24 protein-coding genes are annotated in these 26,562 nt (G+C 68.0%); 17 read left to right on the top strand and 7 right to left on the bottom strand.

Going from position 1 to position 26,562, the window contains the following annotated elements:
• Nucleotide 1: 1 nt before the first annotated feature.
• The 4 genes from AC1MEQ_RS01365 (at nt 2) to holA (ending at nt 5,759) form a co-directional block, all read left to right on the top strand.
• Nucleotides 2-1,060 (top strand): DegV family protein, encoded by a 1,059-nt coding sequence (locus AC1MEQ_RS01365; RefSeq protein ID WP_479793283.1) that lies wholly within the window; start codon nt 2-4, stop codon nt 1,058-1,060.
• A 159-nt stretch (nt 1,061-1,219) separates the two neighbouring features.
• Nucleotides 1,220-1,999: a ComEA family DNA-binding protein gene (locus AC1MEQ_RS01360; protein WP_479793281.1), complete on the top strand. Its 780-nt coding sequence runs from the start codon at nt 1,220-1,222 to the stop codon at nt 1,997-1,999.
• A 167-nt stretch (nt 2,000-2,166) separates the two neighbouring features.
• The gene (locus tag AC1MEQ_RS01355) at nt 2,167-4,689 is read left to right on the top strand and encodes a ComEC/Rec2 family competence protein (protein WP_479793279.1); all 2,523 of its coding nucleotides are present in this window, start codon (nt 2,167-2,169) and stop codon (nt 4,687-4,689) included.
• 44 nt (nt 4,690-4,733) lie between these two features.
• Nucleotides 4,734-5,759, top strand: coding sequence for a DNA polymerase III subunit delta (gene holA / locus AC1MEQ_RS01350; protein WP_479793277.1), 1,026 nt, complete (start codon nt 4,734-4,736; stop codon nt 5,757-5,759).
• Nucleotides 5,760-5,866: 107 nt separating this feature from the next.
• On the opposite strand, the gene rpsT is transcribed toward holA, so the two are convergent.
• Together rpsT and AC1MEQ_RS01340 are read right to left on the bottom strand one after the other, a co-directional pair.
• A complete protein-coding gene (rpsT, locus tag AC1MEQ_RS01345; RefSeq protein ID WP_479793275.1) occupies nt 5,867-6,127 on the bottom strand; it encodes a 30S ribosomal protein S20 in 261 nt (86 codons plus the stop codon).
• Nucleotides 6,128-6,353: 226 nt separating this feature from the next.
• Nucleotides 6,354-6,704 carry a type II toxin-antitoxin system PemK/MazF family toxin gene (locus AC1MEQ_RS01340; RefSeq protein ID WP_479793273.1) on the bottom strand — a complete coding sequence of 117 codons (351 nt, stop codon included), beginning with the start codon at nt 6,702-6,704 and terminating at the stop codon, nt 6,354-6,356.
• 370 nt (nt 6,705-7,074) lie between these two features.
• Between AC1MEQ_RS01340 and lepA the strand changes: the two genes are divergently transcribed.
• Nucleotides 7,075-8,928 (top strand): translation elongation factor 4, encoded by a 1,854-nt coding sequence (gene lepA, locus AC1MEQ_RS01335; protein WP_479793272.1) that lies wholly within the window; start codon nt 7,075-7,077, stop codon nt 8,926-8,928.
• Nucleotides 8,929-8,933: 5 nt separating this feature from the next.
• Nucleotides 8,934-10,163, top strand: a complete 1,230-nt coding sequence (hemW, locus tag AC1MEQ_RS01330; protein ID WP_479793270.1) for a radical SAM family heme chaperone HemW — start codon at nt 8,934-8,936, stop codon at nt 10,161-10,163.
• A 69-nt stretch (nt 10,164-10,232) separates the two neighbouring features.
• Here hemW and AC1MEQ_RS01325 read toward each other — a convergent pair whose 3' ends face one another.
• Both AC1MEQ_RS01325 and AC1MEQ_RS01320 read right to left on the bottom strand, forming a co-directional pair.
• Nucleotides 10,233-10,646, bottom strand: coding sequence for a DUF4870 domain-containing protein (locus AC1MEQ_RS01325; RefSeq protein ID WP_479793268.1), 414 nt, complete (start codon nt 10,644-10,646; stop codon nt 10,233-10,235).
• Nucleotides 10,647-10,757: 111 nt separating this feature from the next.
• Nucleotides 10,758-11,609 carry a DUF3097 family protein gene (locus AC1MEQ_RS01320; protein ID WP_479793266.1) on the bottom strand — a complete coding sequence of 284 codons (852 nt, stop codon included), beginning with the start codon at nt 11,607-11,609 and terminating at the stop codon, nt 10,758-10,760.
• 177 nt (nt 11,610-11,786) lie between these two features.
• On the opposite strand from AC1MEQ_RS01320, the gene hrcA reads away from it, so the two are divergent.
• From hrcA to AC1MEQ_RS01305, 3 genes are read left to right on the top strand one after another with little or no spacing between them, the layout of a single operon-like run.
• Nucleotides 11,787-12,800 (top strand): heat-inducible transcriptional repressor HrcA, encoded by a 1,014-nt coding sequence (hrcA, locus tag AC1MEQ_RS01315; protein ID WP_479793264.1) that lies wholly within the window; start codon nt 11,787-11,789, stop codon nt 12,798-12,800.
• A 60-nt stretch (nt 12,801-12,860) separates the two neighbouring features.
• The gene (gene dnaJ, locus AC1MEQ_RS01310) at nt 12,861-13,982 is read left to right on the top strand and encodes a molecular chaperone DnaJ (RefSeq protein WP_479793262.1); all 1,122 of its coding nucleotides are present in this window, start codon (nt 12,861-12,863) and stop codon (nt 13,980-13,982) included.
• Entirely contained in the window at nt 13,982-14,797 is an 816-nt protein-coding gene (locus AC1MEQ_RS01305; RefSeq protein ID WP_479793260.1) for a 16S rRNA (uracil(1498)-N(3))-methyltransferase, read from the top strand. The genes dnaJ and AC1MEQ_RS01305 overlap by 1 nt, the downstream gene beginning before the upstream one ends.
• A 15-nt stretch (nt 14,798-14,812) precedes the next feature.
• Here the strand turns inward: AC1MEQ_RS01305 and AC1MEQ_RS01300 are convergent, their stop codons facing one another.
• Nucleotides 14,813-15,742 (bottom strand): GerMN domain-containing protein, encoded by a 930-nt coding sequence (locus tag AC1MEQ_RS01300; protein ID WP_479793258.1) that lies wholly within the window; start codon nt 15,740-15,742, stop codon nt 14,813-14,815.
• A 263-nt stretch (nt 15,743-16,005) separates the two neighbouring features.
• Between AC1MEQ_RS01300 and AC1MEQ_RS01295 the strand changes: the two genes are divergently transcribed.
• From AC1MEQ_RS01295 to AC1MEQ_RS01265, 7 genes are all read left to right on the top strand, one after another.
• The gene (locus AC1MEQ_RS01295) at nt 16,006-17,133 is read left to right on the top strand and encodes a PhoH family protein (protein ID WP_479793256.1); all 1,128 of its coding nucleotides are present in this window, start codon (nt 16,006-16,008) and stop codon (nt 17,131-17,133) included.
• Between the two features lie 3 nt (nt 17,134-17,136).
• Nucleotides 17,137-17,610 (top strand): rRNA maturation RNase YbeY, encoded by a 474-nt coding sequence (gene ybeY / locus AC1MEQ_RS01290; RefSeq protein ID WP_479793254.1) that lies wholly within the window; start codon nt 17,137-17,139, stop codon nt 17,608-17,610.
• Nucleotides 17,607-18,932: a hemolysin family protein gene (locus AC1MEQ_RS01285; protein WP_479793252.1), complete on the top strand. Its 1,326-nt coding sequence runs from the start codon at nt 17,607-17,609 to the stop codon at nt 18,930-18,932. The genes ybeY and AC1MEQ_RS01285 overlap by 4 nt, the downstream gene beginning before the upstream one ends.
• A 210-nt stretch (nt 18,933-19,142) precedes the next feature.
• Nucleotides 19,143-20,081, top strand: coding sequence for a GTPase Era (gene era / locus AC1MEQ_RS01280; protein WP_479795997.1), 939 nt, complete (start codon nt 19,143-19,145; stop codon nt 20,079-20,081).
• 234 nt (nt 20,082-20,315) lie between these two features.
• Nucleotides 20,316-22,064 carry a 2-isopropylmalate synthase gene (gene leuA / locus AC1MEQ_RS01275; RefSeq protein ID WP_479793250.1) on the top strand — a complete coding sequence of 583 codons (1,749 nt, stop codon included), beginning with the start codon at nt 20,316-20,318 and terminating at the stop codon, nt 22,062-22,064.
• A 59-nt stretch (nt 22,065-22,123) separates the two neighbouring features.
• A complete protein-coding gene (gene recO, locus AC1MEQ_RS01270; RefSeq protein ID WP_479793248.1) occupies nt 22,124-22,876 on the top strand; it encodes a DNA repair protein RecO in 753 nt (250 codons plus the stop codon).
• Between the two features lie 3 nt (nt 22,877-22,879).
• Nucleotides 22,880-23,689 (top strand): isoprenyl transferase, encoded by an 810-nt coding sequence (locus tag AC1MEQ_RS01265; protein WP_479793246.1) that lies wholly within the window; start codon nt 22,880-22,882, stop codon nt 23,687-23,689.
• A gap of 4 nt (nt 23,690-23,693) precedes the next feature.
• Here AC1MEQ_RS01265 and AC1MEQ_RS01260 read toward each other — a convergent pair whose 3' ends face one another.
• Nucleotides 23,694-24,770: an alpha/beta hydrolase gene (locus AC1MEQ_RS01260; protein ID WP_479793244.1), complete on the bottom strand. Its 1,077-nt coding sequence runs from the start codon at nt 24,768-24,770 to the stop codon at nt 23,694-23,696.
• A 60-nt stretch (nt 24,771-24,830) separates the two neighbouring features.
• Between AC1MEQ_RS01260 and AC1MEQ_RS01255 the strand changes: the two genes are divergently transcribed.
• A complete protein-coding gene (locus AC1MEQ_RS01255; RefSeq protein WP_479793242.1) occupies nt 24,831-25,904 on the top strand; it encodes a quinone-dependent dihydroorotate dehydrogenase in 1,074 nt (357 codons plus the stop codon).
• A 71-nt stretch (nt 25,905-25,975) separates the two neighbouring features.
• Here the strand turns inward: AC1MEQ_RS01255 and AC1MEQ_RS01250 are convergent, their stop codons facing one another.
• Nucleotides 25,976-26,560: a DUF3043 domain-containing protein gene (locus AC1MEQ_RS01250; RefSeq protein WP_479793240.1), complete on the bottom strand. Its 585-nt coding sequence runs from the start codon at nt 26,558-26,560 to the stop codon at nt 25,976-25,978.
• Nucleotides 26,561-26,562 lie beyond the last annotated feature (2 nt).

Raw genomic sequence — 26,562 nt, 5'->3', positions numbered from 1 at the left:
TATGGCTCCAGCCCAGCGCCGAGGCGACCCACCCGGATCCCGCGCCGAGCGGCATCCCGGGTTCCTGGATCGCCTCCTCCCACGCGAGCGCCGCCAACGCGACCGCCTCCACCGGTCGCGGATCGCCGTCGTCACCGACACGGCGGCGGCGCTCCCACAGGAGTGGGTCGCCGCACACGGTGACCGGCTCCGGGTTCTGCCCATGCCCGTGATGATCGACGGGCAGATCTTCACCGAGGGTTTGGACGACGTGGAAACCGCCTTGGCGCTTGCGCTCGCCACCGGAGCCTCCGTGCAGACCTCACGGCCCGCCCCTGGCGTGTTCCAACGCGCCTATGAATCCCTGGCAAGTGCCGGATACGAGCAGATCGTATCGCTGCACCTCTCGAAGGAGCTGTCGGGGACAGTGGATGCCGCCCGATGGGCTGCAGGGCAGGTCGAGGTGCCGGTAACGGTGATCGACAGCCGGACGGTCGGCCTGGCACAGGGACTGGCCGTCATGGACGCGGTCCTCGCCGCCGAAGCGGGACTGCCCCTCACCGCCGTCGAAGCCGCAGCGAGGCGGGCCGACGGCTACACGATTTGCTTCGTCGTGCCCAGCCTGGAGCAATTGCGCAAGGGAGGGCGCATCGGGGCGGCAGCCAGCATGTTCGGAACCCTGCTGGCCGTAAAGCCCCTGCTGGAGATCCGGGACGGCCGCATCGGCGTGCGGGAAAAGGTCAGGACCACGCCACGGGCGATGGCCCGCCTGGTCGAGATCTCCCGGGACGCGGCAGACGCTGCACCGGCCGGGGCCCGTGTTGCCGTGCACTACTTCGGCAATCCCGACCAGGCAGACGAGCTCCGGGCCGAATTGGAAAGCTCCAGCAGCGGCGATGTCCTGTGCGAGCCGTTGCCCTCCGTCCTCGCCGCACATGCCGGTGCCGGCGTACTGGCCGTGGTCATCGCCCCCATCGCCGATCCCGGGGCCGCCCTGTCTACCGGCGTCGACGCCGGGGCCGACGACGAGGAACCGCGGCAATCACCCCATGCGGCGGGCGAGGTCGGCACCGGGGAATAGCCCCTGCATCGCGGTGGCCTCGGACGCGACCGAACCCGGGGGAGCGGCGGCCGTATGGTGATCCACATACGCCCCCTCCACAAGCCGGCCCGGCACCAGCTTCTCCACATCTCGCCCCACCGGCCAGGCACCGCAGGAGCGGTTTCCTAGGCTATCGGCATGGTCCGACACCGCTGGGAGATGCGCATAGACCCGACCTCGGGCCGCGACGGCGGCGCACGCTTCCGCTTCCGGCTTAGCCGCGGGGCGATCATGTGCCTCTTGTTCACGGCCGTGATCTGGATCGCCGCCAGCCTGCTGTTCCATCCGCCCGACGGCGCCGGGGAACGGCTCGGTGCCGTGGACATGGATCCAAGTGCCGCCACAGGGGCCACCACCGCGGAACCGACACCCGCCCCGACGCCGGCCACCGGATCTCCCACGGCGGTTGGCAGTGGCCCGGCCAACGGCGAGGACCCGACAGGCCAGCCGACGCAAGAAGTCGTCGTACACGTCGCAGGTGCCGTCAAGAAGCCCGGCGTCTACCGTTTCCCCTCCGGCGCCCGGGCAGGGGACGCCGTAGACAAGGCCGGTGGCCTGACATCGCGAGCCGTGGCCTCGGCCGTGAACCTGGCCGCGCCCCTGCAGGACGGCGAACAGCTGTACCTGCCCACACAAGACGAAGTGGCCTCCTCCGGTGCGGCTCCACACGCGGCACCGACGACCGTCGGAGGGGCCGACTCCGCGCCCGACGGTGGCTCCGGGGAACGCATCGACATCAATGCAGCCGATGCCACGGAGCTTGAAGAGATCCCGGGAATCGGACCGGCACTCTCGGCCCGGATCGTGGAGTTCCGCAGCGCCAATGGGCCGTACGCGTCGCTGGGGGAACTGGACGCGGTACCGGGCATCGGTCCGGCGATGATGTCCCGCCTCGAACCGCTGGTCAGGTTCCGTTGAGCCCAGCTGCCGAGGATTCCCCGCCCCCACCGGAACCACGCGCGCCCGGGGCGGCCGCCGGCCGACCGGGCCCCGGGGCCCGGGCCGGCCATCCATCCCCCCGGTTCCACCTGCTGGCCGGTTCCTTGCGGCGCCTCGCCCCATGGTCCCTGCCGGACCCCGGGGCCATGGCCGGGACGGACGATGATGGACGCCTCGACTTGCGCAGCCTGTCGACGGCTGGCGCAGCCTGGACGTCCGCCTGGCTGCTGGTGCAAGTCGACCCCCGACTCTCCGTGCTGATCACCGCCGGCCTCGGGGCCCTGTTGGCGATGCTCTACTGGTTGCTGCTGCGCAATCGCGGGATGATCGCCTGGTCCCACCATTGGTGGACCCCAACGGCCGCGGCGGCAGTGGGGGTCTTCCTGGTGGCCGCGGGCATATCCACCCACACCCTGGCTCAGCGGGATCCGACGTTTGGTGCCCTGGCCGATGCCGGTGCGACGATCCGTTTCGAAGCCGAGGTGACCGGCGATGCCCGCCCGATGCAGTCCCCGCACGGCCATGAATCCGGCGAGATCCTGGTCGGAGCGGAACCGGCCGCTGAAGACACGGATCCGATGATCCTCCTGGATGTCCGGGTGCATCGATACACCGCTGCCGGCAATTGGCACTCCGGGGCCGCCGACGCCGTCCTGGTGCTCCACTCCGACCAGTGGCAGCATGAAGGCGCCCCCCTCCTCGGCCAGTCGGTGACCGGGCTCGGACGCCTCGCCAGAGCGGCTCCGGGGGACAGGCAGGGCTACTGGTTGCGGGCCTCCGCCGGGTTGGCCGTCGGCGGATCCACGCGGACACCAACGACGGAACGCTGGCGTGCACGCCTGACGGCCGCCGCCACCGTCCTTCCGGGGGAGGGACCCGCACTGTTGCCCGGGATGGTCATGGGGGATCGCAGCGCCCAATCCGCGGACCTCTCCGCCGACATGAAGACGGCCGGACTTGCCCATCTGACAGCGGTCAGCGGCGCCAACGTGGCCATGCTGTTGGGAACCGTGCTGTACGCCTGCCGGTTCTGCGGCATCGGCCGGATGCCGTCCCTCTTGCTATCGCTGCTCCTGCTGGCGGGATTCGTTGCCCTGGTACACCCTGAACCCAGTGTCATCCGTGCTGCCGTCATGGGCTCCATCGGTGCCCTCGCCGTCTACGCCGGTCGCGGCAAGCAGGCACTGACGGCACTCTGCCTTTGCGTCGTGCTGATCCTGGCGTGGGACCCGTGGTACGCCCGCGAACCTGCCTTCCAGCTTTCCGCTCTGGCCACGGCCGGGATCGTGCTGATGGGGCAACGGCTGGCACGGCTGTGTCGGCACACCATGCCGGGCTGGCTCGCCGATGGCGTCGGCGTGAGCACCAGCGCCCAATTGTTCTGCCTTCCCGTGCTCCTGGGCATGAGTTCGACCTTCAGCCCCTACTCCGTCCCGTCCAATATCGTGGCTGCGCCACTGGTGCCCGTGGTGACCGTCGTGGGGACCGCCGCACTGGTGCTGGCTGCCGTCCCAGGACCCTGGCTGGAGCCGTTCACCTGGGTGGCCGGGATTCCGGCGGGCTGGATCGGCGCCCTGGGCCACCTGGCAGCCGGGCTTCCGGGTGCAGCGCTTCCCTGGCCCGACGGGCAGGGCGGCCGGGTCGCGGGCATCCTGGTATCCGTCTTGGGACTGGTGGCGGTATGGCTGGCCTCCACACCGCCCCGGGACGAGGACGCGGCCTCCAGCGGGTGGCTCGGCCCCGGGGGAATGGTCGGCGCCCCCATGCAGCGCCTCGTGCACTCCGTGGCCTTCTTCCGGAACGTGTCGCACTGGGGGCGCCGGGGCGCCGCAATCGGAGTCGCGGCCACCGCCGTGGGGCTCCTCGCCGGGCTCACGGTTCCGGCCACCGTGTGGTTCCGCACCCCTTCGGGCCCGTGGCAGGTCGCGGCCTGCGACGTCGGCCAAGGCGATGCCTTCGTCCTGCGGTCCGGCACGGACAGTGCCGTGCTGGTGGACACCGGGCCCGACCCCGCGAAGGTCGACGACTGCCTGACGGCCCTGGGTATCCACACCATCGACGCGTTGTTCATCACGCATCTGCACGCTGACCATGCCGGCGGGTTGGCCGGCGCCACCAGCGGACGAAGAATCGGACCTGCCTATTTCTCCACCGGAACCGAACGCACGAAGCTTCCCGGCCTCCCCCCGGGGCACCAGGCCAGCGAACCCCGGGCAGGTGCGACCGGCGCCGCGGGAACCGTCAGCTGGAAAGTACTCGGCCCCCTCGAGGACCCCCGCGGCGAGGAAGAAAACAACGCCTCGCTGGTCGTCGTCTTCACGATCCAGGGCACGGCCGGGCGCGCCTTCACGATGCTGGCCACCGGGGACATGGAAGCCCAGGCCATGGGGCAGGTGATCGACGCCCATCCGAACCTGCGCGTCGACATACTCAAGGTCAGCCACCACGGAGCGAAGAACGGCGGGAGCGCCATCATCGCCGCCAGTGGTGCCCGGGTGGCACTGATCGGCGTGGGCGCAGACAATACCTATGGCCACCCGGCACCCAGCACCCTGCAGGCGTTGCGGACCGCCGGAATGCAGACGTACCGGACCGATCTGAACGGCACCATCCGATTGCAGGAGACCACCGACGGCCAGCTGGTCGCCCATGGGCGCAGACCCCGTTGAGGGGACGATAGGATGCATTGTCAGACCCCAACGGAAGGCGGAACATGGTGGCCAATAAGCCCGCAGGCAGCTCGCGGACCTCCGGAACCCGAACGGGTACCGGGCCGAACTGGCGCCAGGCAGTTCCCGCCCCGCTCATCCTGTTGCAGGGCCCCGAGGCCTACGTCGCGGGCCGGGTCATCGACTCCATCCGCCAGCAGGTCAAGGAACGTGATGGCGGAGCTGAAGTCACGACGTTCGACGCGTCGACCTACGAGCGCGGCGAACTCCTCCTGGCGGCCAGCCCCTCTCTGTTCGGCGACTCCAAGGTCATCGAGTCCATGTCGCTGGCCACGATGAACGAGGACTTCCTCGAGGACATCCTGGCCTATGCCGCATCCCCGGCCGCCGATGTCGTCATGGTCCTGCACCACTCCGGCGGCAATCGCGGCAAGAAGGTCCTCGACGCCCTGAAGGTGTCCGGCGCCGTCGTCATCGACTGCCAGCCGCTGAAGAAGGATGCCGAAAAGGTCGACTTCGTCTCGCAGGAATTCAAGGCGGCCCGCCGCCGGATCCTCCCAGAAGCCACCCGGGCACTTGTGGCCGCCGTTGGCTCGGATCTGGCGGAACTCGCGGCCGCCTGCACGCAACTGGTACAGGACACGACCGGGGAAGTAGACCAGGAAACCGTGGACCGCTATTTCGGTGGCCGCGTGGAGGCGACGGGCTTCAAAGTGGCCGATGCGGCGCTCTCGGGACGCGGGCCGACGGCATTGGGGACCCTGCGACATGCGTTGGCAACCGGCACCGATCCGGTGCCCATCGTCGCGGCCCTGGCCATGAAGTTGCGCCAGGTTGCCAAGGTCGCCGGACAGCGGAAGTCCTCGGGGATGCTGGCGAAGGAACTCGGCATGGCCCCGTGGCAAGTGCAGCAGGCCCAGGAGCAGGCGCGCTACTTCTCGCACGACGACCTGGTGCGGTGTCTTCGGCTGGTGGCCGAGGCCGACGCGCAGGTCAAGGGTGCGTCCCGCGACCCGCGGTACGCGGTGGAGCGTGCCGTCACGGGGATCGCATTGGCCGCCCGCCGCTGACGATGCCGTCCCGATTGCCCCATCCGGCGGGTTCTAACCGGTTAACCGGCTGAGGCCGCCACCGGTTTCCCGGTGGCGGCCTCAGCCGGTCAAACTGTGGACGTGCCTTAGAGCGCGTTGACCTTCTTGGAGATGGCCGACTTGCGGTTGGCAGCGTTGTTCTTGTGCACGACACCCTTGCTGACTGCCTTGTCCAGCTTGCGGCCGGCGGTGGCAAGGGCAGCGGAGGCTGCATCCTTGTCGGAGGCGGCAATGGCCTTGTCGACCGAGCGGATGGCGGTCTTCAGCTCCGAACGCACGGCGGCGTTGCTGGCGCGGGACTTCTCGTTGGTGAGAATGCGCTTCTTCTGGGACTTGATATTAGCCACTTGTATAAACTCTCTTGCTATCGCGGAATGTGGTCGGTGAGGGATCCCTCCCGAGCCATCGACTGAGCGGCGTGGGGATACCTATGGCGACCCGGGAGAAGTGCCCGTCGACCTGCGCGGACACACAGCAATCAATGTTAGCAGGGATGCCCGGTCCCCGCGATTCGGGATGAACCCTGGCGGGTCGCCACCCGGTGCCGACGGTCCGCCGGAGAAGGCCTCTGCTTCAGGGTCGGCGGAGTGCCTTCGCCACCTGGTCGAAGGCGGGATGCCCGAGGACGGCGCCCTCGCGACGGATCCCGTCGGGCTCGACACGGATGATCCGATCGACCTTGGCTTCGCTGGGCCGCCCTTGCCGATCCCAGGGGCCGGCCCCGATGTCCACGTAGGCTCGGTCATCATGTCCCGGACGATCATGGTCCTTGGAGGTGAGCATGAGCCCGAGCAGGGTGTTGCCGTCGTGCCCGATCAACAGCACCGGCCGGTCCTTTCCCTGCGTGTGGTCCTCTTCATAGGGGACCCACGTCCAGACGATCTCACCCGGATCTGGCCGGCCGTCGGGTTGCGGGGCATACACGGCCCTGACCGGACCGGTGTAGTCGCCCGGGTAGGGACGATCTCTTCAACCGCCTCCGGAGCCGTCGCCCGTGTCATGCTTTCGCTGGCCACCTTGCCCTGCTCCGGTCGGGCCGCCCGGGGGCCGCTGCTGGTCCGGGGAGGACCCCTGATCGCGCTTACTGCTGGACTGGAATGCCCGGAATGCCCGGGTGCCCAGCCGCACCAACCGGCTGATGACTCGTGGATTGATCTGCATGGGGCCACGGTAACAGCGCTACGCCACACCCGCGAGGGCGGAAGCCGGGGCGCCCGAATCATGGAAGAATGGTGCTTTGCGGTCCGTCCGCAACCAGTTCGTCATTCCACACACCCAGAGCGAGGTCACCCACGTGTCACCCATGGCCAGCACCTCCCCGGTGCCTGCCGCAACCGATCCGGCGATCATCAGGAACTTCTGCATCATCGCCCATATCGACCACGGGAAGTCCACCCTGGCCGACCGGATGCTGCAATCCACGGGAATCGTCTCCCACCGGGACATGAAGGCACAGTATCTCGACCGCATGGACATCGAGCGCGAACGCGGCATCACCATCAAGTCACAGGCAGTGCGGATGCCCTGGGAGGTCGACGGGACGGCGTACGCGCTGAACATGATCGACACCCCCGGCCACGTCGACTTCACCTACGAGGTCTCCCGTTCGCTGGCGGCCTGCGAGGGCGCGATCCTGCTCGTCGACGCCGCGCAGGGCATCGAGGCCCAGACGCTGGCCAACCTCTACCTCGCCATGGAAAACGACATGGCGATCATCCCCGTCCTCAACAAGATCGACCTGCCTGCGGCCCAGCCCGAGAAGTATGCTGCGGAGCTCGCGGGCCTGATCGGGGGTGACCCCGAGGACGTCCTGAGGGTCTCGGGTAAAACCGGCGTGGGCGTCGAGGCCCTGTTGGACAAGATCGTGCGCGACCTTCCGGCGCCGGTGGGCAATGTCGATGCCCCGGCCCGTGCCATGATCTTCGATTCCGTCTACGACACCTACCGCGGTGTGGTCACCTATGTCCGCGTCGTCGATGGCCGGCTCTCGCCCCGCGAGAAGATCCAGATGATGTCCACCCGCACGACCCACGAACTGCTGGAGATCGGCGTCTCATCACCGGAACCTACGCCCTGCAAAGGTCTCGGGGTCGGCGAGGTCGGATACCTGATCACGGGCGTCAAGGATGTCCGCCAGTCGAAGGTCGGCGATACCGTCACCACCTTCAACAAGCCGGCCCAGGAATCCCTGGGCGGTTATGAGGACCCCAAGCCGATGGTGTTCTCGGGTCTCTACCCGATCGACGGTTCCGACTACCCGGTCCTGCGCGATGCGCTCGACAAGCTCCTGCTCAACGATGCGGCCCTGACCTTCGAGCCGGAGACGTCCGTGGCCTTGGGCTTCGGCTTCCGTGTGGGCTTCCTGGGCCTGTTGCACCTGGAAATCACCCGCGAGCGTCTGGAAAGCGAATTCAATCTCGATCTCATCTCCACGGCACCCAATGTGGTGTACGAGGTGATGAAAGAGGACAAGAGCATGGTCACCGTGACCAACCCCAGCGAGTTCCCCGCCGGTAAGATCATGGAAGTCCACGAGCCGATGGTCTCGGGAACGATCCTGACACCGAACGAGTTCGTTGGATCCGTCATGGAGCTCTGCCAGTCCAGGCGCGGCCAGATGCGTGGCATGGACTACCTCTCCGAGGACCGGGTCGAACTGCGCTACTGGCTTCCCCTGGCGGAGATCGTGTTCGACTTCTTCGACATCCTCAAGTCCAAGACCCGTGGCTATGCGTCGCTTGATTGGAAAGCAGATGGCGAACAAGTGGCCGACCTGGTCAAGGTCGACATCCTGCTTCAGGGAGAACAGGTCGATGCCTTCAGCGCGATCACGCACAAGGACAAGGCCTATTCATATGGGGTCTTGATGACCTCCAAACTCCGCGAGCTCATCCCGCGCCAGCAGTTCGAAGTCCCCATCCAGGCAGCTATCGGTTCGCGCATCATCGCCCGCGAATCGATCCGTGCCATCCGCAAGGACGTCCTCGCCAAATGCTATGGCGGCGACATCTCCCGCAAGCGCAAGCTCCTCGAGAAGCAGAAGGAGGGCAAGAAGCGCATGAAGATGGTCGGACGCGTTGAGGTTCCCCAGGAGGCGTTCATCGCAGCGCTGTCCTCCGACGGCTCCAAGGACAAGGCCAAGAAGTAGCATCCATGCCCTCTGCACTACCCCTCGGGGACCCCGCTCCAGCCGATGGCCTGCTTCCGGCCGGATGCATCGATGGCGCCACGGAGCGCGAATTCTGCGTCTACGTCCACATCCCGTTCTGCGCCGTGCGGTGCGGCTACTGCGATTTCAACACCTATACGGCCCACGAACTGGGCTCCGGTTCCAGCCAGGACACCTACGCTGCCGCGGCATCGTCGGAGCTGGTGTTCGGTGCCGGCGTCCTGCGCGCCAGCGGGCTTCCCGAGCGCGAGGTCTCGACCGTCTTCTTTGGCGGTGGCACGCCAACGCTCCTCCCCGCCGCTGATCTGGCCTCCGTCTTGGCGACGATCCGCACCACGTGGGGGCTGCGGGAGGGTGCGGAGGTCACCACCGAGGCCAATCCCGATTCCGTGACCCCGGAGTCACTGGCGACACTGGCCCAGGCGGGGTTCACACGCGTTTCATTCGGCATGCAGTCGGCGGTCCCGCACGTTCTGAAGACCCTCGACCGGACACACCGGCCCGAACGGGTCGGCCATGCCGTCCAGTGGGCCCGCGAAGCCGGCCTCGACGTCAGCGTGGACCTGATCTACGGAACCCCGGGGGAGTCCCTGGCCGACTGGCGCGCCTCCGTGGAGACCGCGCTGTCCTACGAGCCCGACCACATCTCGGCCTACGCGCTCATCATCGAGGACGGCACCCGGCTGGCCGCCCAAATCCGCCGCGGCGAAGTGCCCGATATCGATGACGACGACCACGCCGACAAGTACCTTCTGGCCGAAGAGCTGCTAACTGCCGCGGGGTTCCGCTGGTACGAAGTCAGCAATTGGAGCCGCAGCGAAGCCACGCGGTGCCGCCACAACATGGCCTATTGGAAGGGTTCCGACTGGTGGGGCGCCGGACCCGGTGCACATTCCCATGTTGGGGGGCTGCGCTGGTGGAACGTCAAGCACCCGGCCGCCTACCAGCAGCGTGTGGACACGGGGATTTCCCCGGCCGCCGGCCGCGAGACCCCTGATGAGCAGGCCAGGCTGCTTGAGCGCACCATGTTGCTGACCCGCATCATCGACGGGCTGCCCACCAGCGAATTGCCCGCCTCCGGCCGCCAGGCGGTGGCCGGCCTGATCTCGGATGGGCTGGTCGAGGGCACGGCTGCGATCCAGGGAACCGTCATACCGACATTGCGGGGCCGGCTGTTGGCCGACACCATCGTTCGTCGGCTGCTCGATTTCTGAGAACCGTTCCCTGAAACGACAGGACCCCCAGGACACTCCGTCCCGGGGGTCAGTTGCGTAGAGCTGAAATCAGTCGATGAGACGCAGGTTGACCGGGTAGCGGTAGGGGCGGCCACGGTTGACCTCGATCCCGGCCACCACACCGCTCACCGTGACGTACACCCAGATGGCCACGGCGACGATCGCGAACACGCCGCCGATCACCGGAATGAGCATCAGCAGGTTCGAAAGCAGGGCCAGAACCGTCAGGGGCAACGTGAAGTTCAGCGCCTCCTTGGATTCCTGCGCCGTAAACGGGCCACGATCTCGGTACACCAAGTAGATGATGCCGGAAGGGATGCACCCAAGGATCCCCCCGAAGTGGGCAATGGTCGCCCACTGCCTGTCCTCGGAAGGGGTCAGCGGCAGTGGAGCCGCCGAGGAACCCTCGAACCGCCCCGCGTCAGCCGGGCCGTCCTTCGGGTCGCGTTCAATGCCGTTCATGGTCCGACGTTCCTCCCGTCCGGTGTGGTGTATCGCCTCAGTTTATAGGCCAGCCGCGATTTGGTGCACCGACCTGCGGCCCTGCGGCGCGGCGTCCGGTCGCCAACCGGCTCAATGGCGGCCCGTGGTCAGGAAATCGATGACCTCCTCGACCCGTCCCAGCAAGCTGGCTTCCAGGTCCGAATAGCTGTTCACGTGGCCGAGCAGCCGCCGCCACCCCAGGGCGACGTCGGCCTGCGTCGCGTGGGGCCAGCCCAGTCCGCGCAGGATTCCGGTCTTCCAATCGGTGCCGCGCGGCACCACCGGCCACGCAGCGATGCCCAGCACCTGGGGACGGATGGACTGCCACACATCCACATACGGGTGGCCGACGATCAGCACGTTGGAGCCGGCGCCCGGTACCCGCATCGCCTCGGCGGCGATGCGCTCCTCCTTGCTTCCGTGGACCAGATGGTCCACGAGGATCCCCAGCTTCCGTCCCGGCCCCGGGGAGAACTCCGCCACCGCCGACGCCAGGTCGTCGACCCCGTGCAGGGGTTCGACGACAATTCCCTCGACGCGCAGGTCATGTCCCCAGACCTTCTCGACGAGTTCCGCATCGTGTTTGCCCTCGACCCAGATGCGACTGGCCAGGGCAGTTCGTGCCCTCAGGTTATCGACCCTGACCGAGCCGGAGGCGGTCCGCGTCCGCGTGGCTTGCGCCGCCGCTGTCGCGGGCCCGGTGACCTCGACCGGTTCACCTTCGAGCAGGAACCCGAACCCCGTCGGAAAGGAACGGGTCTTGCCACGGCGGTCCTCGAGAACGACGACGCGCATTCCCCCCGCGCGCTCGATCCGCACGACCTCCCCGACCCAGCCGGATTGGACATCTTCCAGCAGCAACCCCACGGCTGCCGGCACCTGGCGCAATTCACGCGGCTTCGGAGCCGACAGATCCTGGGCCCCCCACTGGTGGATATTCAATTCCTGACACGGCCTTTCGCTGGGATCGGGCGGTCGCTGTGGCAGCCCGGAGGCGCCGGAGCGCGCGGCCACCATGCTAACAAGCGGCGGATCGTATTAGACTTAGCACTTAGGCGTGTCGAGTGCTAAGCGACACGTGCCACCACATCCGTCCACCACCAGAGCCAGGAGGATCGAATGACCGTCCCACGACGCCTTGAGGTCCTGCGGGCCATCGTGGAGGACTACGTCCATTCACGCGAGCCCGTCGGCTCCAAGGCCCTGGTGGAACGCCACCAGCTCGGTGTGTCGGCGGCGACGATCCGCAACGACATGGCCGCACTGGAGGAGGACGGGCTGATCATCGCCCCGCACACCTCCGCCGGTCGCATCCCCACCGAACAGGGCTACCGCTACTTCGTGGACCAGATCGACGCCGTCCGTCCACTGTCCGGCGCCGAAAGACGTGCCATCCAGCACATGCTCGAGGGAACCAACGACCTCGACGAGGTCCTGGAGCGCACTGTCAGGCTGCTGGCACAGCTGACGAACCAGGTGGCCGTCCTGCAGGTGCCCCAGTTCAGCGATGCAACGGTACGGCACATCGAACTGGTGGGACTGGGGGCCGGACAGGTCCTCACGGTCCTGATCACGAACACGGGCAAGGTCGACCAGCGGGTGGTCCTGGTGCCACCGGAAACCACCGACGATGCACTGGCCAGCCTCAAGGCCGCCTTCCTGGCCGCCACGTCGGGGCAGCGGCTCGAAAACATCGGGGACCTCGCCGCCACCGCGTGTGAGCACCTGCCGCAGGTGCTTCGGCTACCGGCAAGGATCCTCGCCGAGGCGCTGGGGTCGTTGGGCGACAATTCGGTGATCGACCGGATCATCCTGGCCGGAACAGCGAACCTGGCCCGCTCCACGGGCGACTTCCCGTTGACCATCACCCCGGTTCTGGAGGCCCTCGAGGAGCAGGTCGTCCTGCTGCGCCTCTTTTCCGAGATGGAACAGGATGCGCGCGGGATCACCGTGCAGATCGGACGCGAGAACCCCTATGGCGGGTTGGCGGAGACCTCGGTGGTCGCCACCGGCTACGGGCCCGGGTCCTCGGCCAAGATCGGCGTCCTGGGCCCCACGCGGATGGACTATCCCACGAGCATGGCCGCCGTTCGCGCGGTGGCCCGATACCTTTCCCGCATCCTGGCCGGATAACGGCCCGGAAGCGCGGGGAACCAGCATGTACAGAATGTCGGAAAGGACACAGCACACACTGTGAGCAGCCATTACGAAACCCTCGGCGTCGCGCGCGACGCCTCCGCCGAGGAAATCAAGAAGGCCTACCGGAAGCTGGCCCGCAAACTCCACCCGGACGTGAACCCGGGGCAGGACGTCGCCGACCAGTTCAAGTCGGTCACCCACGCCTACGAGGTGCTCTCCGACCCGCAGAAGCGACAGGTCTACGACGCCACGGGCAACGAGAACGGCACTGCGGGCGGAGGCGGCGGCGGCGCCGGCTTCGGCGGTTTCGGCGACATCTTCGAGCAGTTCTTCGGCGGAGGACAGGCCCAGGGCCCGGCGTCGCGCACGCAGCGCGGCCGGGACGCCCTGGTGACCGCGTCCATCGAGCTCAAGGACGCAGTCCAGGGGACCGTCTACTCCCTCGACATCGAAACCGCGGTCACCTGCACCGTCTGCAGCGGCAGCTGCTGCCAGCCCGGGACCTCCCCGGAAACCTGCACCATCTGCCACGGCCAAGGACAGGTTCAGCGCCCGGTGCGGTCCTTCCTGGGCCAGATGATGACCGTCGAGACCTGCCCTGCCTGCCGCGGGTTCGGAACCACCCTGCCCAGCCCGTGCAATGAGTGCATGGGCCAGGGCCGGGTCCGCGAGCGGGTCAGCAAGCAGCTGAAGGTTCCCGCCGGCGTCGCCACCGGAACCCGCATCCACCTGGCGGGACAGGGGGAGGCCGGTCCCGGTGGCGGCCCGGCCGGCGACCTCTACGTGGAGATCAACGTCAAGCGCCACGCCGTGTTCGAACGCGAGGGCAACGACCTGCACGCCACCCTGCGCATCCCCATGACGGCGGCCGCGCTGGGCACGGAAATGAAGCTCGACACCTTCGACGGTGAGCAGGAGATCCGGATCGAGGCAGGCACCCAGTCCTCCGACACGGTCAAGCTCTCCCAGCTCGGGGTGCCCCGCCTGCGCGGCGGCTCCCGAGGCGACCTGCTGGTGCACGTGCACGTGGAGACCCCCACGAAGGTCGACGCCGAACAACGCGAGCTCCTCGAACGGCTCGCCAGCCTGCGCGACGAGGAATTCGCCGAGGGCCGCCTGGCAGAACGAGGCGGCGTCTTCTCCCGGCTCCGCGACAAGCTGGGCCACCGCGCCTGATGAGCAACCAGGCGTTCCTGCTCGACGACGGCTTGTCGCCGGCGGCCGTCCCCGGTGACGTCGTCGTGCTCGAGGGCGCCGAGGGACACCACGCCGTGACCGTCAAACGGGTCCGCGCCGGCGAGCAGATCGACCTGCTCGACGGTGCCGGGACGCGGGCCAGCTGCACGGTGCTCACCACCGACAAGGCCAGCCTGTCCGCACGGGTGGACAGGTTGGCGCACGAGGACGCGCCGGCGGTGGAAACCGTGCTGGTCCAGGCCCTGTCGAAGGGTGACCGCGACCTGCAGGCCGTCGAGGCGGCCGTGGAACTGGGCATCGACGCCGTCATCCCCTGGCAGGCCGAGCGCTCGGTGGTCCGCTGGCCGGCGGCCAAGGCCGAAAAGGGACGGCAGAAGTGGGCCGCGACCATCCGCTCGGCGGTGAAGCAGTCCCGCCGCACGCGGATGCCCGAGGTCTCCGGTGTCGTCACGACAGCCCAACTGGCCGAACAACTGCTCAACGCCCGGCAGGGTGGCACCACCTGGCAGGCCATCATCTTGCACGAGGCAGCCGCGCAGCCGCTCCCGGACGTGGTCCGCACGTTCCTGGACGACGCCGCAGAGCGGTCCGGCACGGGGCAGGGCACATCCGGGATCCCTACGATCCTGCTCATCGTCGGCCCCGAGGGGGGCATCTCCGACGGCGAGATCGATCGGCTGGTCGCCGCCGGCGCCCGCACGGCGCTGTTGGGGCGGAACATCCTGCGCGCCTCCACTGCGGGGCCCGCGGCGCTGGTGCTCACCCGCCACATGGCCGGGCTGCTCGACGGTTGAGAACGCCGGTGGCCGCTATTTCACCGTGAAGGTCTTGGTGTCCTGGCTCAGCCGTTTCGTGTCGTCCTTCGCCTGTCCCCACACGGCCAACGTGTAGGTGCCGGGCTCAAGCACGGGCTCCACCTGGAATTCGTTATCGGAGAGCTTGCCGCCGCCCAGGCGCAATGGGCCGCCGTCGACCGGGTTCCCCTCGCCATCGACGACCTTCTTGAGCATCCACCGGGTGCCCCCGGGGAACTTGGCCGAGATGCCGTGGATCGTGGCCTTGCCGGCGGTCAGGACCGCTTCCTGCTGGGGGTCGATGATCCAGACCGGCGCCCGCAGGGACGCATCGCGTTGGATGGGCCCGGACAGCTTCACGTGCCCGAACGCCTCGTACCCCGGGTGCCCGTCCACCAGGATGTCCACGCTGGCCGGGATGTTCTCGGACAACAGCCCGGCGGCGGACGCGGCCGCCGTCGCCGTGTAGACCAGCTGCTGGATCGCCCGTTCGGCCAGGCCCGCGTCGACGCGTCGCGCAAAGGCGTCGGCGGAGATGTCCACGGTGATCACGTTACCGGGATTGATCGAGGTGCCGATGCGCGAGGCCTTGCTCCAGAGGTTGAAGTAGTCCGGGTCGAGCGGTTCGTGTTCGGTGAGGTATTTGATGGCCGTCGTGACCGGATCGCCCTGGTCCTGGGCCTTGGTGTACTGCCGGTACAGGTAGACGGTCGAGTCGCCTTCGCCCAGCCAATAGACAGGCGTCAGCCGGGGGGCACTGAGCGACTCCATCGGGGCCGTCCTGCCTTGGCTGGAGACGGCCGGTGGATGGCTGGAGGCCGCCGGCATGCTGCTGGGGGAGCCCCCCGGTGTCCCGACGCAGGCGGCCAGGGTCCCGAGGGTTGCCACCGCAGCCAACATGGCCAGACGCATTCTGGTGCGTTGGCCTGTGGACGGGACTTTCACGGGACTCCTTTACTGGATGCGGGTTCGACGGGGCCAGCGGACACGCTGGTGCCGGGCCGACCATTAAGCTTGGCACACGAGGGCACGGAGCGGGCACCCGCGGGGACGCCAAACGGGGGACTGTTGCAGGACTGATATATACAGCTACATGAGTAACGGCGGCCCACGGGGGCCGTCCCGTAAGATGGAAGGGCGCCGGATGCCGCCCACCATCGGCCCCGGCGCAGGAAACCAACACGGTAACGGGAGGACAGCCCAACAGGATGACCGACGAGGACAACAACACCGCTGCGGACACCACCGACGGCACGGTGATCACGTTTTCCAGCACCGAGCAGATGGTCGCGGCATTGGGCGCCAACGACGAGGTGCTGCGGATCCTGCAGGGTGTCTATCCCTCCGCCGAACTCCATGTTCGGGGCAACGAACTGCGCATCACCGGGGACCCCGGCCAGGCCGCGCGGGCCGAGCAGGTTGTCCGGGAGGCCCGCGGACTGGCCCTGAAGGGCACCCGCGTTTCGGCCCAGCTCGTCGAGCAGCTGGTGCGCATGGTCGACTCGGAGGGTGCCGTACGCCCCTCGGCCCCGGAGACGTTCGGACTGAACATCCTGTCCGGGCGGGGCAAGCGGATCCGGCCCAAGACCGTGAACCAGAAGGCCTACGTCGATGCCATCGACGCGAACACCGTCATCTTCGGCATCGGGCCCGCGGGCACCGGCAAGACCTATCTGGCGATGGCGAAGGCTGTACAGGCGCTGCAGGCCAAGGAGGTCAACCGCATCATCCTGACCCGGCCGGCCGTCGAGGCGGGGGAGAAGCTGGGCTTCCTGCCCGGCACGCTGACCGACAAGATCGACCCGTACCTGCGCCCGCTCTACGACGCCCTGCACGACATGATCGACCCCGAGTCCATCCCGCGCCTCATCGCCGCCGGCACCATCGAGGTAGCCCCGCTGGCCTACATGCGCGGCCGGACGCTCAATGACGCCTTCATCATCCTGGACGAGGCGCAGAACACGACGCCGGAGCAAATGAAGATGTTCCTCACCCGGCTTGGATTCGGGTCCCGGATCGTCGTCACGGGCGACGTGACGCAGGTGGACCTGCCCGGCGGCACGCGTTCGGGTCTGAGAGTGGTCTCGGAGATCCTCGGTTCCGTCGACGACATCGCCTTCTGCCAGCTCGATGCCACCGACGTCGTCCGCCATCGCCTGGTCGGGGACATCGTCACCGCCTACGAGCGCTGGTCCGCCGCCGCGGAGACGAACCCCGAGGCGGCCCGCCGCCGGACGGCGAAGACCAACAACGTCGCTGCACGTGAACGAATGGCGGCCCGCCGCCAAGGTGCGGCCCGGCCCGCCGTGCAGCCCACCACCGATCCGGAGTCCTAGACCATGAGCATCGAAGTCAACAACGAATCGGGCGTGGACGCCGATCTCGAGGAGCTCTCGCGGCTCGGACGCCACATCCTGGATGCCCTGTACGTCCACCCCCAGGCGGAGGCCTCCATGATCCTGGTGGACGAGGCGGCCATCGAGCGCCTGCACATCGACTGGATGGACCTCGAGGGCCCCACCGATGTGATGTCGTTCCCCATGGACGAGCTGCGTCCGGGCTCCCCGGGTTCCTCGAGCCCGGCCGGCATGCTCGGCGACATCGTCATCTGCCCGCAGGTGGCCGCGGCCCAGGCATCGCGGGGCGGACACTCCACGGCCGACGAGATCCTGCTGCTGGCCACCCACGGGATGTTGCACCTGCTCGGTTTCGACCATGAGGAGCCGGACGAGAAGGAAGAGATGTTCTCGCTGCAGCGCAGCCTGCTGGAGGCGTTCCTCGGCCGGGAAGCCCCGCGCGAGACCACCGAATGATCGCCGCCCTCCTGCTGATCCTGGCACTGGCCTTCGTCTGCTGTGCCGCCATCCTGACTGCCGCCGAGGCGGCCTTCCTGGTGCTGCCGCGCCAGGAGGCCGAGGACATGCTGTCCGAACGGCCGCGCAAGAACCTGCGGGCCATCCTGGCAGAACCGACAGCGCATACCCACGCAGTGCGCTTCTGGCGGATCTGGTTCGAGACCGCCGGTGCCGTCGCCATTGCGCTGCTTTACCACGACCTGTTGGACAACATCTGGCTCGCCGGGCTCCTGGCCACGGCCACGATGGCTGCCGTCGGATTCGTTCTGGTCGGCGTGTCCCCCCGACGCTACGGACGCGTGCGCAGCAGCAGCGTGGTCGTGTTGACCGCACCCCTGGTGCGCGCGCTGCGGATGGTACTCGGTCCCATTCCGGGATGGCTGGTACGCGTCGGCAGCAGCGTCGCGAAGGAGGCCCCGGTCCAGGAGGACGCGTTCTTCACCGAAGAACTCTTCCGTGACATGGTCGACCGGGCCCACGAGGCCGACATCATCGAGGATGTCGAAGCGGACCTGATCCACTCCGTCTTCGAACTCGGCGATACCCGCGTACGGGCCGTCATGGTCCCGCGGACCGACATGGTCACCGTGGACTACGGGACCAGCCTCCCGGAAGCGATGAGCCTGTTCCTGCGTTCGGGATGCTCACGCATCCCGGTCATCCGCGACAACCCCGACCAGATCGTCGGAATCGTCTACCTCAAGGACCTCGCCGCCCGGCTCCATTCCCGCCCGGGCGACGACCACACCGTCGAGCAGGTCTGCCGCGACGTGCGCTACGTCCCGGAATCGAAGTCGGTGGCCGAACTACTCCAGGAACTGCAGCGGGAGTCCACGCACGTGGCCATCGTGATCGACGAATACGGGGGAACCGCCGGTCTGGTGACCCTCGAGGACCTCATCGAGGAGATCGTCGGCGAGATCGACGACGAGTACGACGACTCGTCCGTGGAGTCGGAGGAACTCGAAGACGGTGTCTTCCGGGTCAGCGCCCGGATGGGCATCGACGATTTCGCCGACCTCTTCGACCGCCGCATCGACGACGACGAGGTCGACAGCGTCGGCGGCCTGCTCGCCAAGACGCTGGGCCGCGTGCCCATCGTCGGCTCCGAGGTCACCGTCGACGGCATCCGGATCCACGCCGAACGGCTCGCCGGCCGCCGCAACCGCATCGGCCACGTGTTGGCGTGGATCGACGAATACCCCGAGGCCGCAGACAATGATGAGGGATCGTTGGGCCGCCTGGCCGCAGAAGACGTCCCCCGCGACAGCAAGGACTGAACCATGGCAGAACAAAAGCCCCGGAACAACGGCGCGCCACGACGCGGCGGAGGCGGCAACACGCCCCCGGCAGCGCAGCGGCGTTCACCGAAGGCCACCCCGGGAACCGGTCCCCGGCGACCCGCGGCCTCCAAGGGGGGCCAGAAGGCCCACACCTCCGACTCCGTGGTCCGCGAACCGCAGGTGGGCCCGTCCAGCACCGGCACCGCCATGGCGCGGGAATGGCCGGAGACGTTCCGCGCCGGCTTCACCTCCTTCGTGGGCCGGCCCAATGCCGGGAAGTCGACGTTGACCAACGCCCTGGTGGGCCAGAAGATCGCCATCACCTCGGCCAAACCACAGACCACCCGCCACACCATCCGCGGCATCGTCCACCGCGACGACGCCCAACTGGTGCTCGTAGACACACCGGGATTGCACCGGCCCCGCACCTTGCTCGGCCAACGGTTGAACGATCTGGTGGCCGAGACCCTTTCGGAGGTCGATGCCATCGGTTTCTGCATCCCGGCCAATGAGAAGATCGGCCCGGGCGACCGGTTCATCGCCACCCAGCTGGCCCAGCTGCAGCGCAAGCCGATCGTGGCCATCGTGACCAAGGCGGACCTGGTCGACCGGTCGGAGCTGGCGCGACAACTGGTGGCCGTGACCGAACTGGGAGCCGAAACCCTCGGCGACGGGGGATGGACCGCCGTCGTCCCGGTCTCCGCGACTGGCGACTTCCAGGTCAGCGCCGTCGCCGACGTCCTGGCCGCTGCCATGCCGCTCTCGCCGCCGCTCTATCCCGATGGCGAGCTCACGGACGAGCCCGAGGCGATCATGATCGCAGAGCTCATCCGGGAGGCGGCCCTGGAGGGGGTGCGTGACGAGCTTCCCCACTCACTGGCCGTCGTGGTGGAGGAGATCATCCCGCGCGAGGGCCGGCCCGAGGACAGCCCCCTGCTGGACATCCACGTGAACCTCTTCGTCGAGCGGTCCTCACAGAAGGCCATCATCATCGGCCGCGCCGGTACCCGGCTGCGCGAGGTCGGGACCCGGGCCCGCCAGGGGATCGAGGCGCTGATGGGCACCCGGGTCTACCTGGACCTGCACGTGAAGATCGCCAAGGAGTGGCAGCGCGATCCCAAACAGCTCGGCCGGCTGGGCTTCTAGGCGGGTCTGGATGCCCGCCCGCAGGAACCCCCAGCGCCGACGAAACATTGGGTAGCCCCGGTGGACCCGGCGCGCCTCGATGCTAGGGTGAGGACCATGCATGCGGGAATCCTTCTACTAGGCAGCCGCGGCGGGACGAATCTGGACACCAGTCACTAGGGCCGACCCCCCGCTGCGGAGTTTCGTGCTGCCGGCCTGAATTTTCAACGACCACTGAAAAGGCCCCCTAGAACCATGCAGAACCTGCAAAAGCCCTCCGGAATGCCCGTCCACAAGTACGTCCCGTTCCAGGACCAGATCACCGTCGAGCTGCCGGACCGCACCTGGCCGGACCAGATCATCACCGAGGCGCCGCGCTGGTGCGCCGTGGATCTGCGCGACGGCAACCAGGCCCTCATCGATCCCATGAGCCCCGAACGCAAGCACCAGATGTTCGACCTGCTGGTGCGAATGGGCTACAAGGAGATCGAGGTCGGCTTCCCGTCCGCTTCCCAGACGGACTTCGACTTCGTCCGCCAGCTCATCGAGCGCGACCGCATCCCCGAGGACGTCACCATCCAGGTGCTGACGCAGTCCCGCGAACACCTGATCGAGCGGACCTACGAGGCCCTCGAGGGCGCCAAGCAGGCGATCGTCCACCTGTACAACTCCACGTCGGTGCTCCAGCGCCGTGTCGTATTCAACCAGGACGAGGACGGAATCGTCGACATCGCCCTCACCGGTGCCCGGCTGTGCAAGAAGTACGAGGAACAGCTCACCGGCACGAAGATCACCTACGAATACTCACCGGAGTCCTACACGGGCACCGAACTGGCCTTCGCCAAGCGGATCTCCGACGCCGTGGCCGAGGTGCTGGAGGCCACACCGGAGAAGAAGATGATCCTGAACCTGCCGGCGACCGTGGAGATGGCCACTCCCAACGTCTACGCCGACTCGATCGAGTGGATGCACCGCAATCTCGAACACCGCGACTCCATCATCTTGTCCCTGCACCCCCACAACGACCGGGGAACCGGGGTAGCCGCCGCGGAACAGGGTTACATGGCCGGCGCCGACCGCATCGAGGGGTGCCTGTTCGGCAACGGTGAGCGCACCGGCAATGTCGACCTGGTGACCCTGGGGATGAACCTCTTCGGCCAGGGGATCGACCCGATGATCGACTTCTCCGACATGGACGAGATCCGCCGCACGGTCGAATACTGCAACCAGCTGCCCGTTCCCGAGCGTTCGCCCTATGGCGGCGACCTGGTCTTCACCGCCTTCTCCGGTTCCCACCAGGACGCCATCAAGAAGGGTTTCGAGCACATGGAGCGTGATGCCGCCGCAGCGGGCAAGGGCATCAACGACATCCCCTGGGCCGTGCCCTACCTGCCCATCGATCCGCAGGACATCGGCCGCTCCTACGAGGCGGTCATCCGGGTTAACTCGCAGTCTGGCAAGGGCGGGGTCGCGTATGTCCTCAAGCATGACCACAGCCTGGACCTGCCGCGGCGTGCCCAGATCGAATTTTCCGGCGTCATCCAGCGCATGGCCGAAGGCGACGGCGGTGAGATCAGCCCGGCGACCATCTGGGAGCAGTTCCAAAACGAGTACCTGCCCGCGGACGCCTTCGAGGGCCGATCCTGGGGCCACTACCGGTTGGGCAACACCCGCACGCGCACCGACGAGGACGGTTCGTTCACCCTGGAGGCCCTGCTGGAGACCGATGGCTCGGTGCAGGAACGCTCGGGTACCGGCAACGGACCAATCAACGCGCTCGTGAACATCCTGGCGGCGGACGGGGTTGACCTGCGCGTGCTGGACTACACCGAGCACGCCCTGAGCGAGGGCGGCTCGGCCCAGGCAGCCGCCTACGTCGAGTGTGCCGTGGGCGAACGCGTCCTGTGGGGCGTGGGCATCGACGCGAACACCACCACCGCCTCGCTGAAGGCCGTCATCTCGGCGGTCAACCGGGCCATCCTGGACGCCAACGCCGCAAAATAGGAAGGTGCTGTCGCACACCGACGGACCGCGGGGCACGGGTTCTCTGGGATACTGGAGCCGTGCCCCGTTCCAGTTTTGCCGCTAAGTCCTATCGGACCCAGGGCCTGGTGTTGCGCACCTTCAAGCTGGGGGAGGCCGACCGGATCATCGTGCTGCTGACCCCTACCCACGGGCAGGTGCGCGCAGTGGCCAAGGGGGTCAGGCGCACCAGCTCGAAGATGGGCGCCACCCTGGAGCCCTTCATGTTCGTCGATGCCCAGGTGATCCGCGGACGCAACCTGGACATCATCACCCAGGCCCAGTTGCGCCAGCCGTACGGGCAAGCGCTGTCCCTGGACTACGCCCGCTACACCAGTGCCAGCGCGATGGCCGAGACCGCCGAGCGTCTCACCGAAGCCGACACCGAGTCCGCCGCACCGCAGTTCCGGCTGCTGCATGGGGCCATGGCGGCGATGGCCCGGGGTGCCCAGGATCCCGGGCTGCTGCTGGATTCCTACCTGTTGCGGGCCCTGTCGACCGCCGGTTGGGCCCCGAGCTTCACCGATTGCGTGCGGTGCGGAAAGCCGGGTCCGCACACGGCGGTGAACATCCCGCTCGGAGGGGTCGTCTGCGCCGATTGCCGGCCCGCCGGCTCCAACTCGCCGGCCCCGGCGACCGTGAGGCTGCTGGCCGCGTTGCTCACCGGCGACTGGGAGGCTGCACACGACGCCGATGCCCCGGCCCGCAAGGAGGCTGCCGGTATGGTGGCGGGATATCTGCAGTGGCATCTGGAACGGGTCGTCAAGTCCCTCAAACTCGTGGAAAGAACCTGATTGATGAAGCGAACCCCCCGCCTGCGTGCGGCCCGAATCCCCGCCGTCGCGCCGTGGCCACACCCCAGCGGTGCGGTCCCGCCGCGGATCCCGGCCGAACTGGTGCCCCGGCACGTGGCCATCGTGATGGATGGCAACGGCCGGTGGGCCAACCAGCGGGGTCTGCCGCGCACGGAGGGGCACAAGGCGGGGGAGGCCGCGCTCCTGGACGTGATGGCCGGCGCCATCGAGATGGGCGTCAAGTACGTCTCCGTCTATGCCTTTTCCACGGAGAACTGGAAACGCAGCCCCGATGAGGTCAAGTTCCTCATGGGCTTCAACCGTGACGTGCTGCACCGCCAACGTGACCAGCTCGACGCCTGGGGGGTGCGGGTCAGATGGGCCGGACGCCGTCCCAGGCTGTGGCGCTCGGTGGTCAACGAACTGCTCGCGGCCGAGGAGCAGACCCGGGACAATGACGTCTGCCACCTGACGATGTGCGTGAACTACGGCGGACGGGCGGAGATCGCCGACGCGGTATCGGCCATCGCCGAGGACGTGGCCGCCGGCCGGCTCTCACCGCGCGGCATCTCGGAGAAGACGATCGGCCGCTACCTGGACGAGCCGGACCTGCCCGACGTCGATCTCTTCCTGCGTTCCTCCGGTGAACAGCGGACCTCGAATTTCATGCTCTGGCAATCGGCGTACGCCGAGATGGTCTTCATGGACGTGCTCTGGCCCGATGTCGACCGCAGGACCTTGTGGGAGGCCATCGGGATCTATGCCCGCCGCGACCGGAGGTTCGGCGCGGCGCTGGATACGCCCACGGCCTGAGGCCTCACCGCCCGGGAAGATAGCCGTCGCTGAACCGGCTGACGGCGTCGTAGGCCTTGCGGCGGGTCGGCGCGGCCGAGGTGAACAGGTCGTGCATCCCACCATCGATCCGAACGATCGAGACCTCGTTGCCCAGCTTCAACGCCCGCTGCCTGACCGTCTCGACCTCGATGACCGTGTCCGACACCAGCATCTCGGGTTCGAACACGGTCCCCAGGTGGGTCTTGCCCGAGGTCATGACCAGGACCGGGCATCGGATGTCCAGCCCGCGGGCCACCTCCGCGTGCCCGGCGAGCACGGCGGAGATCCATCCGGCCGTCACCGGGAAGGCATGGCGCGGACGCCACAGCGGATGCACCTCCCATTCACCATGGGCCCGGTTGGAGAGCGACTGCCAGTAGTGGTCGACCTCGGGGAGCTTGATGCGTGCCTTCGGCCGCACCCGCGCCAACGGCTCGAGCAGTCCGGCGGCCGCGTTGCGGACCAGCCAGCTGCCCTGCATCTCCAGCCAGGGGGAGTTCAACACCAGCGCCGAGAGGACCGCCGGGTTCCGGTTCGCCCAGAGGCTGGCCGTCAGGCCGCCGGTGGAGTGGGCGACGACCACGATCCTCCCCACCCGGCCCACGTCTTCACGGATGACCTCCAGCGCAGCCTCGATGTCGGCGTCGTACTCCGGGAGCTCGGTGACGAAGCCCGGGGTCTGCCACGCACGCAGGCTCCTGCCGTAGCGCCGCAGGTCCAGGGCGTAAAAGCGGTAGCCGCGCCCGGACCAGTAGCGGGCCAGCTCGGGGTTATAGAAATAGTCGGTCCATCCATGCAGGCCCAGCACGATGTCGACGGGGGCATCGCTGCGGTGGGTGCCCCGGGCCCGGCCCAGTCCCTGGCGGACGTTGAGCATGGCATCGCGCCAGTGCGGCTTCTCCTGGGGTGGGGGCTGGTAGCGCACCAGGGTGGCGCTGAACGGTCCCTCGTCGTCGTGGCCGGGGCAGATGCTGGTGTAGCTGAAGCCCGGCCCCAGGCCGTCGTCGAGCCACTGCCCGGGTTCGGTGTCGACCGCGTACTGTGGTTCGTCGCTGCGCATATGTTGAGCATAACCAGCCCGGAGTTGGCAGCGGCGCCGCGCGCAGGGAAGACTGGGAGCATGCGCATCTACCCCGTCTTCTTCCGTGTCGTCTTCTCGGGTATGGACCCCGAAAAGGCCCACCAGATCGGCTTCCGGCTCATCCGGCTGGCCGAATCCACCGGTGCCTCGACGGCCTTGCGCCGGATCACCCGACCGCACGCGAGCCTGCGACGCACCGTGATGGGCATCGACTTTCCGTCGCCGTTCGGGCTCGCCGCCGGGTTCGACAAGGAAGGCCACGGCATCGCCGCCCTCGCCGACTTGGGGTTCGGGCACATCGAGGTCGGCACCATCACCGGCCAGGCCCAGCCCGGCAACCCGAAGCCGCGGCTGTTCCGGCTGGTGGAGGACCGGGCGGTCATCAACCGGATGGGCTTCAACAACGACGGCGCCACGGCGGTCGCCCCGCGCATCCGGGCCGCGCTTCCCGTCCTGGCCCGGCGTTTCGGCCCCACCCGGCCGATCGTGGGCATCAACATCGGCAAGACCAAGGTCGTCGAACTCGGCGACGCCGTGGACGACTACCTGGCCAGCACCCGGGCGCTGGCCGCGAACGCCGACTACCTGGTGGTCAACGTCAGCTCCCCGAACACCCCCGGGCTGCGGCTGCTGCAGGGGATCGAGACGCTGCGCCCGCTGCTGGCGGCCGTCGGCCGGGAAGCCGATGCCACCGCCGGACGCCATGTGCCGCTGCTGGTCAAGATCGCCCCGGACCTGGCCGATGCCGACGTTGACGACGTCGCCGCCCTGGTCCTCGAACTCGGGCTCGACGGCGTCATCGCCACCAACACCACCATTGCCCGCGCCGGGCTGGTGACCGTCCCGGACCGGATACGCGAATACGGTGCCGGCGGACTCAGCGGCGCACCGCTGAAGGGAAGGTCGCTGGAGGTGTTGCGCCGCCTGCGCACCGTGCTGCCGGCCGGTACCGCGGTCATTTCCGTCGGGGGAGTGGAGCGAGCCTCCGACGTGCTCGAACGCCTCGCTGCCGGGGCCGACCTGGTGCAGGGTTACACGGCGTTCCTCTACGAGGGCCCGTTCTGGGCCTGGAGGATCAACCGCGGCCTGTGCCGGGCGCTGTCCGGCCGCTGACCATACAATGACGGAGGGTCCCACCGATGATTCGGTGGGACCCTCCGTCGTCGTATCTGCCGGGGGGAGTGCTACTCGACCTTCGCCCCGCGGGCGACCTGCGGCTTCGGCAGGCGCAGCTTGCGGAACTGCAGGCCGCGCATGGACGCGTACCAGAGCACGCCGCGATCCTGGCTGCCGAACTTCGCGACCAGGCGCTTCTTCAGCTGGCGGGTCATGATGAACGAGTCGATGATCGTGATGCCCAGGACGATCCACAGGCCGAAGGTGATGTAGGCCTGGATCTGCACGTTCTGGGTCATGGTGAACGCCACGACCAGGAACACCAGGATCACGATCATCAGGAATTCACCGACCATCCACCGGGCGTCGACGAAATCACGGGCGAACCGCTTCTGCGGTCCCTTGTCGCGGAGCGACAAGTAGCGTTCGTCGCCGGTTTCGTTGGCCAGTCGCATACGCTCCTGGGCGGCGATGCGCTGCTCGCGGGCCTGCGCCTTGGCCACCTTCCGGTCGGTGGGGACCAGCGGACGCTTGTTCTGCGCCTCCTGGCTGTTCCGACGCGGCGTCGGGGCACCCTTGCCCATGGTCGGACGTTCGGGCTCTTCTGGGGTGGCCGGCGGCTGTGCGGCATCGGCTTTTTTGCTTCCAAACACGC

The organism is Arthrobacter sp. ASL1 (assembly GCF_056680475.1).
The sequence above is the reverse complement of the archived record's forward strand: the minus strand, read 5'-3'. Positions and strand labels throughout refer to the sequence as shown.

Bases quoted from the DNA above. Each gene is read 5' to 3' on its own strand.
- AC1MEQ_RS01365 (WP_479793283.1), top strand. From the start codon at position 2: ATGGCTCCAGCCCAGCGCCGAGGCGACCCACCCGGATCCCGCGCCGAG.
- AC1MEQ_RS01360 (WP_479793281.1), top strand. From the start codon at position 1,220: ATGGTCCGACACCGCTGGGAGATGCGCATAGACCCGACCTCGGGCCGC.
- AC1MEQ_RS01355 (WP_479793279.1), top strand. From the start codon at position 2,167: ATGGCCGGGACGGACGATGATGGACGCCTCGACTTGCGCAGCCTGTCG.
- holA (WP_479793277.1), top strand. From the start codon at position 4,734: ATGGTGGCCAATAAGCCCGCAGGCAGCTCGCGGACCTCCGGAACCCGA.
- hemW (WP_479793270.1), top strand. From the start codon at position 8,934: ATGCCCTCTGCACTACCCCTCGGGGACCCCGCTCCAGCCGATGGCCTG.
- AC1MEQ_RS01325 (WP_479793268.1), bottom strand. From the start codon at position 10,646: ATGAACGGCATTGAACGCGACCCGAAGGACGGCCCGGCTGACGCGGGG.
- hrcA (WP_479793264.1), top strand. From the start codon at position 11,787: ATGACCGTCCCACGACGCCTTGAGGTCCTGCGGGCCATCGTGGAGGAC.
- AC1MEQ_RS01305 (WP_479793260.1), top strand. From the start codon at position 13,982: ATGAGCAACCAGGCGTTCCTGCTCGACGACGGCTTGTCGCCGGCGGCC.
- AC1MEQ_RS01295 (WP_479793256.1), top strand. From the start codon at position 16,006: ATGACCGACGAGGACAACAACACCGCTGCGGACACCACCGACGGCACG.
- ybeY (WP_479793254.1), top strand. From the start codon at position 17,137: ATGAGCATCGAAGTCAACAACGAATCGGGCGTGGACGCCGATCTCGAG.
- AC1MEQ_RS01285 (WP_479793252.1), top strand. From the start codon at position 17,607: ATGATCGCCGCCCTCCTGCTGATCCTGGCACTGGCCTTCGTCTGCTGT.
- era (WP_479795997.1), top strand. From the start codon at position 19,143: ATGGCGCGGGAATGGCCGGAGACGTTCCGCGCCGGCTTCACCTCCTTC.
- leuA (WP_479793250.1), top strand. From the start codon at position 20,316: ATGCAGAACCTGCAAAAGCCCTCCGGAATGCCCGTCCACAAGTACGTC.
- AC1MEQ_RS01265 (WP_479793246.1), top strand. From the start codon at position 22,880: ATGAAGCGAACCCCCCGCCTGCGTGCGGCCCGAATCCCCGCCGTCGCG.
- AC1MEQ_RS01260 (WP_479793244.1), bottom strand. From the start codon at position 24,770: ATGCGCAGCGACGAACCACAGTACGCGGTCGACACCGAACCCGGGCAG.
- AC1MEQ_RS01255 (WP_479793242.1), top strand. From the start codon at position 24,831: ATGCGCATCTACCCCGTCTTCTTCCGTGTCGTCTTCTCGGGTATGGAC.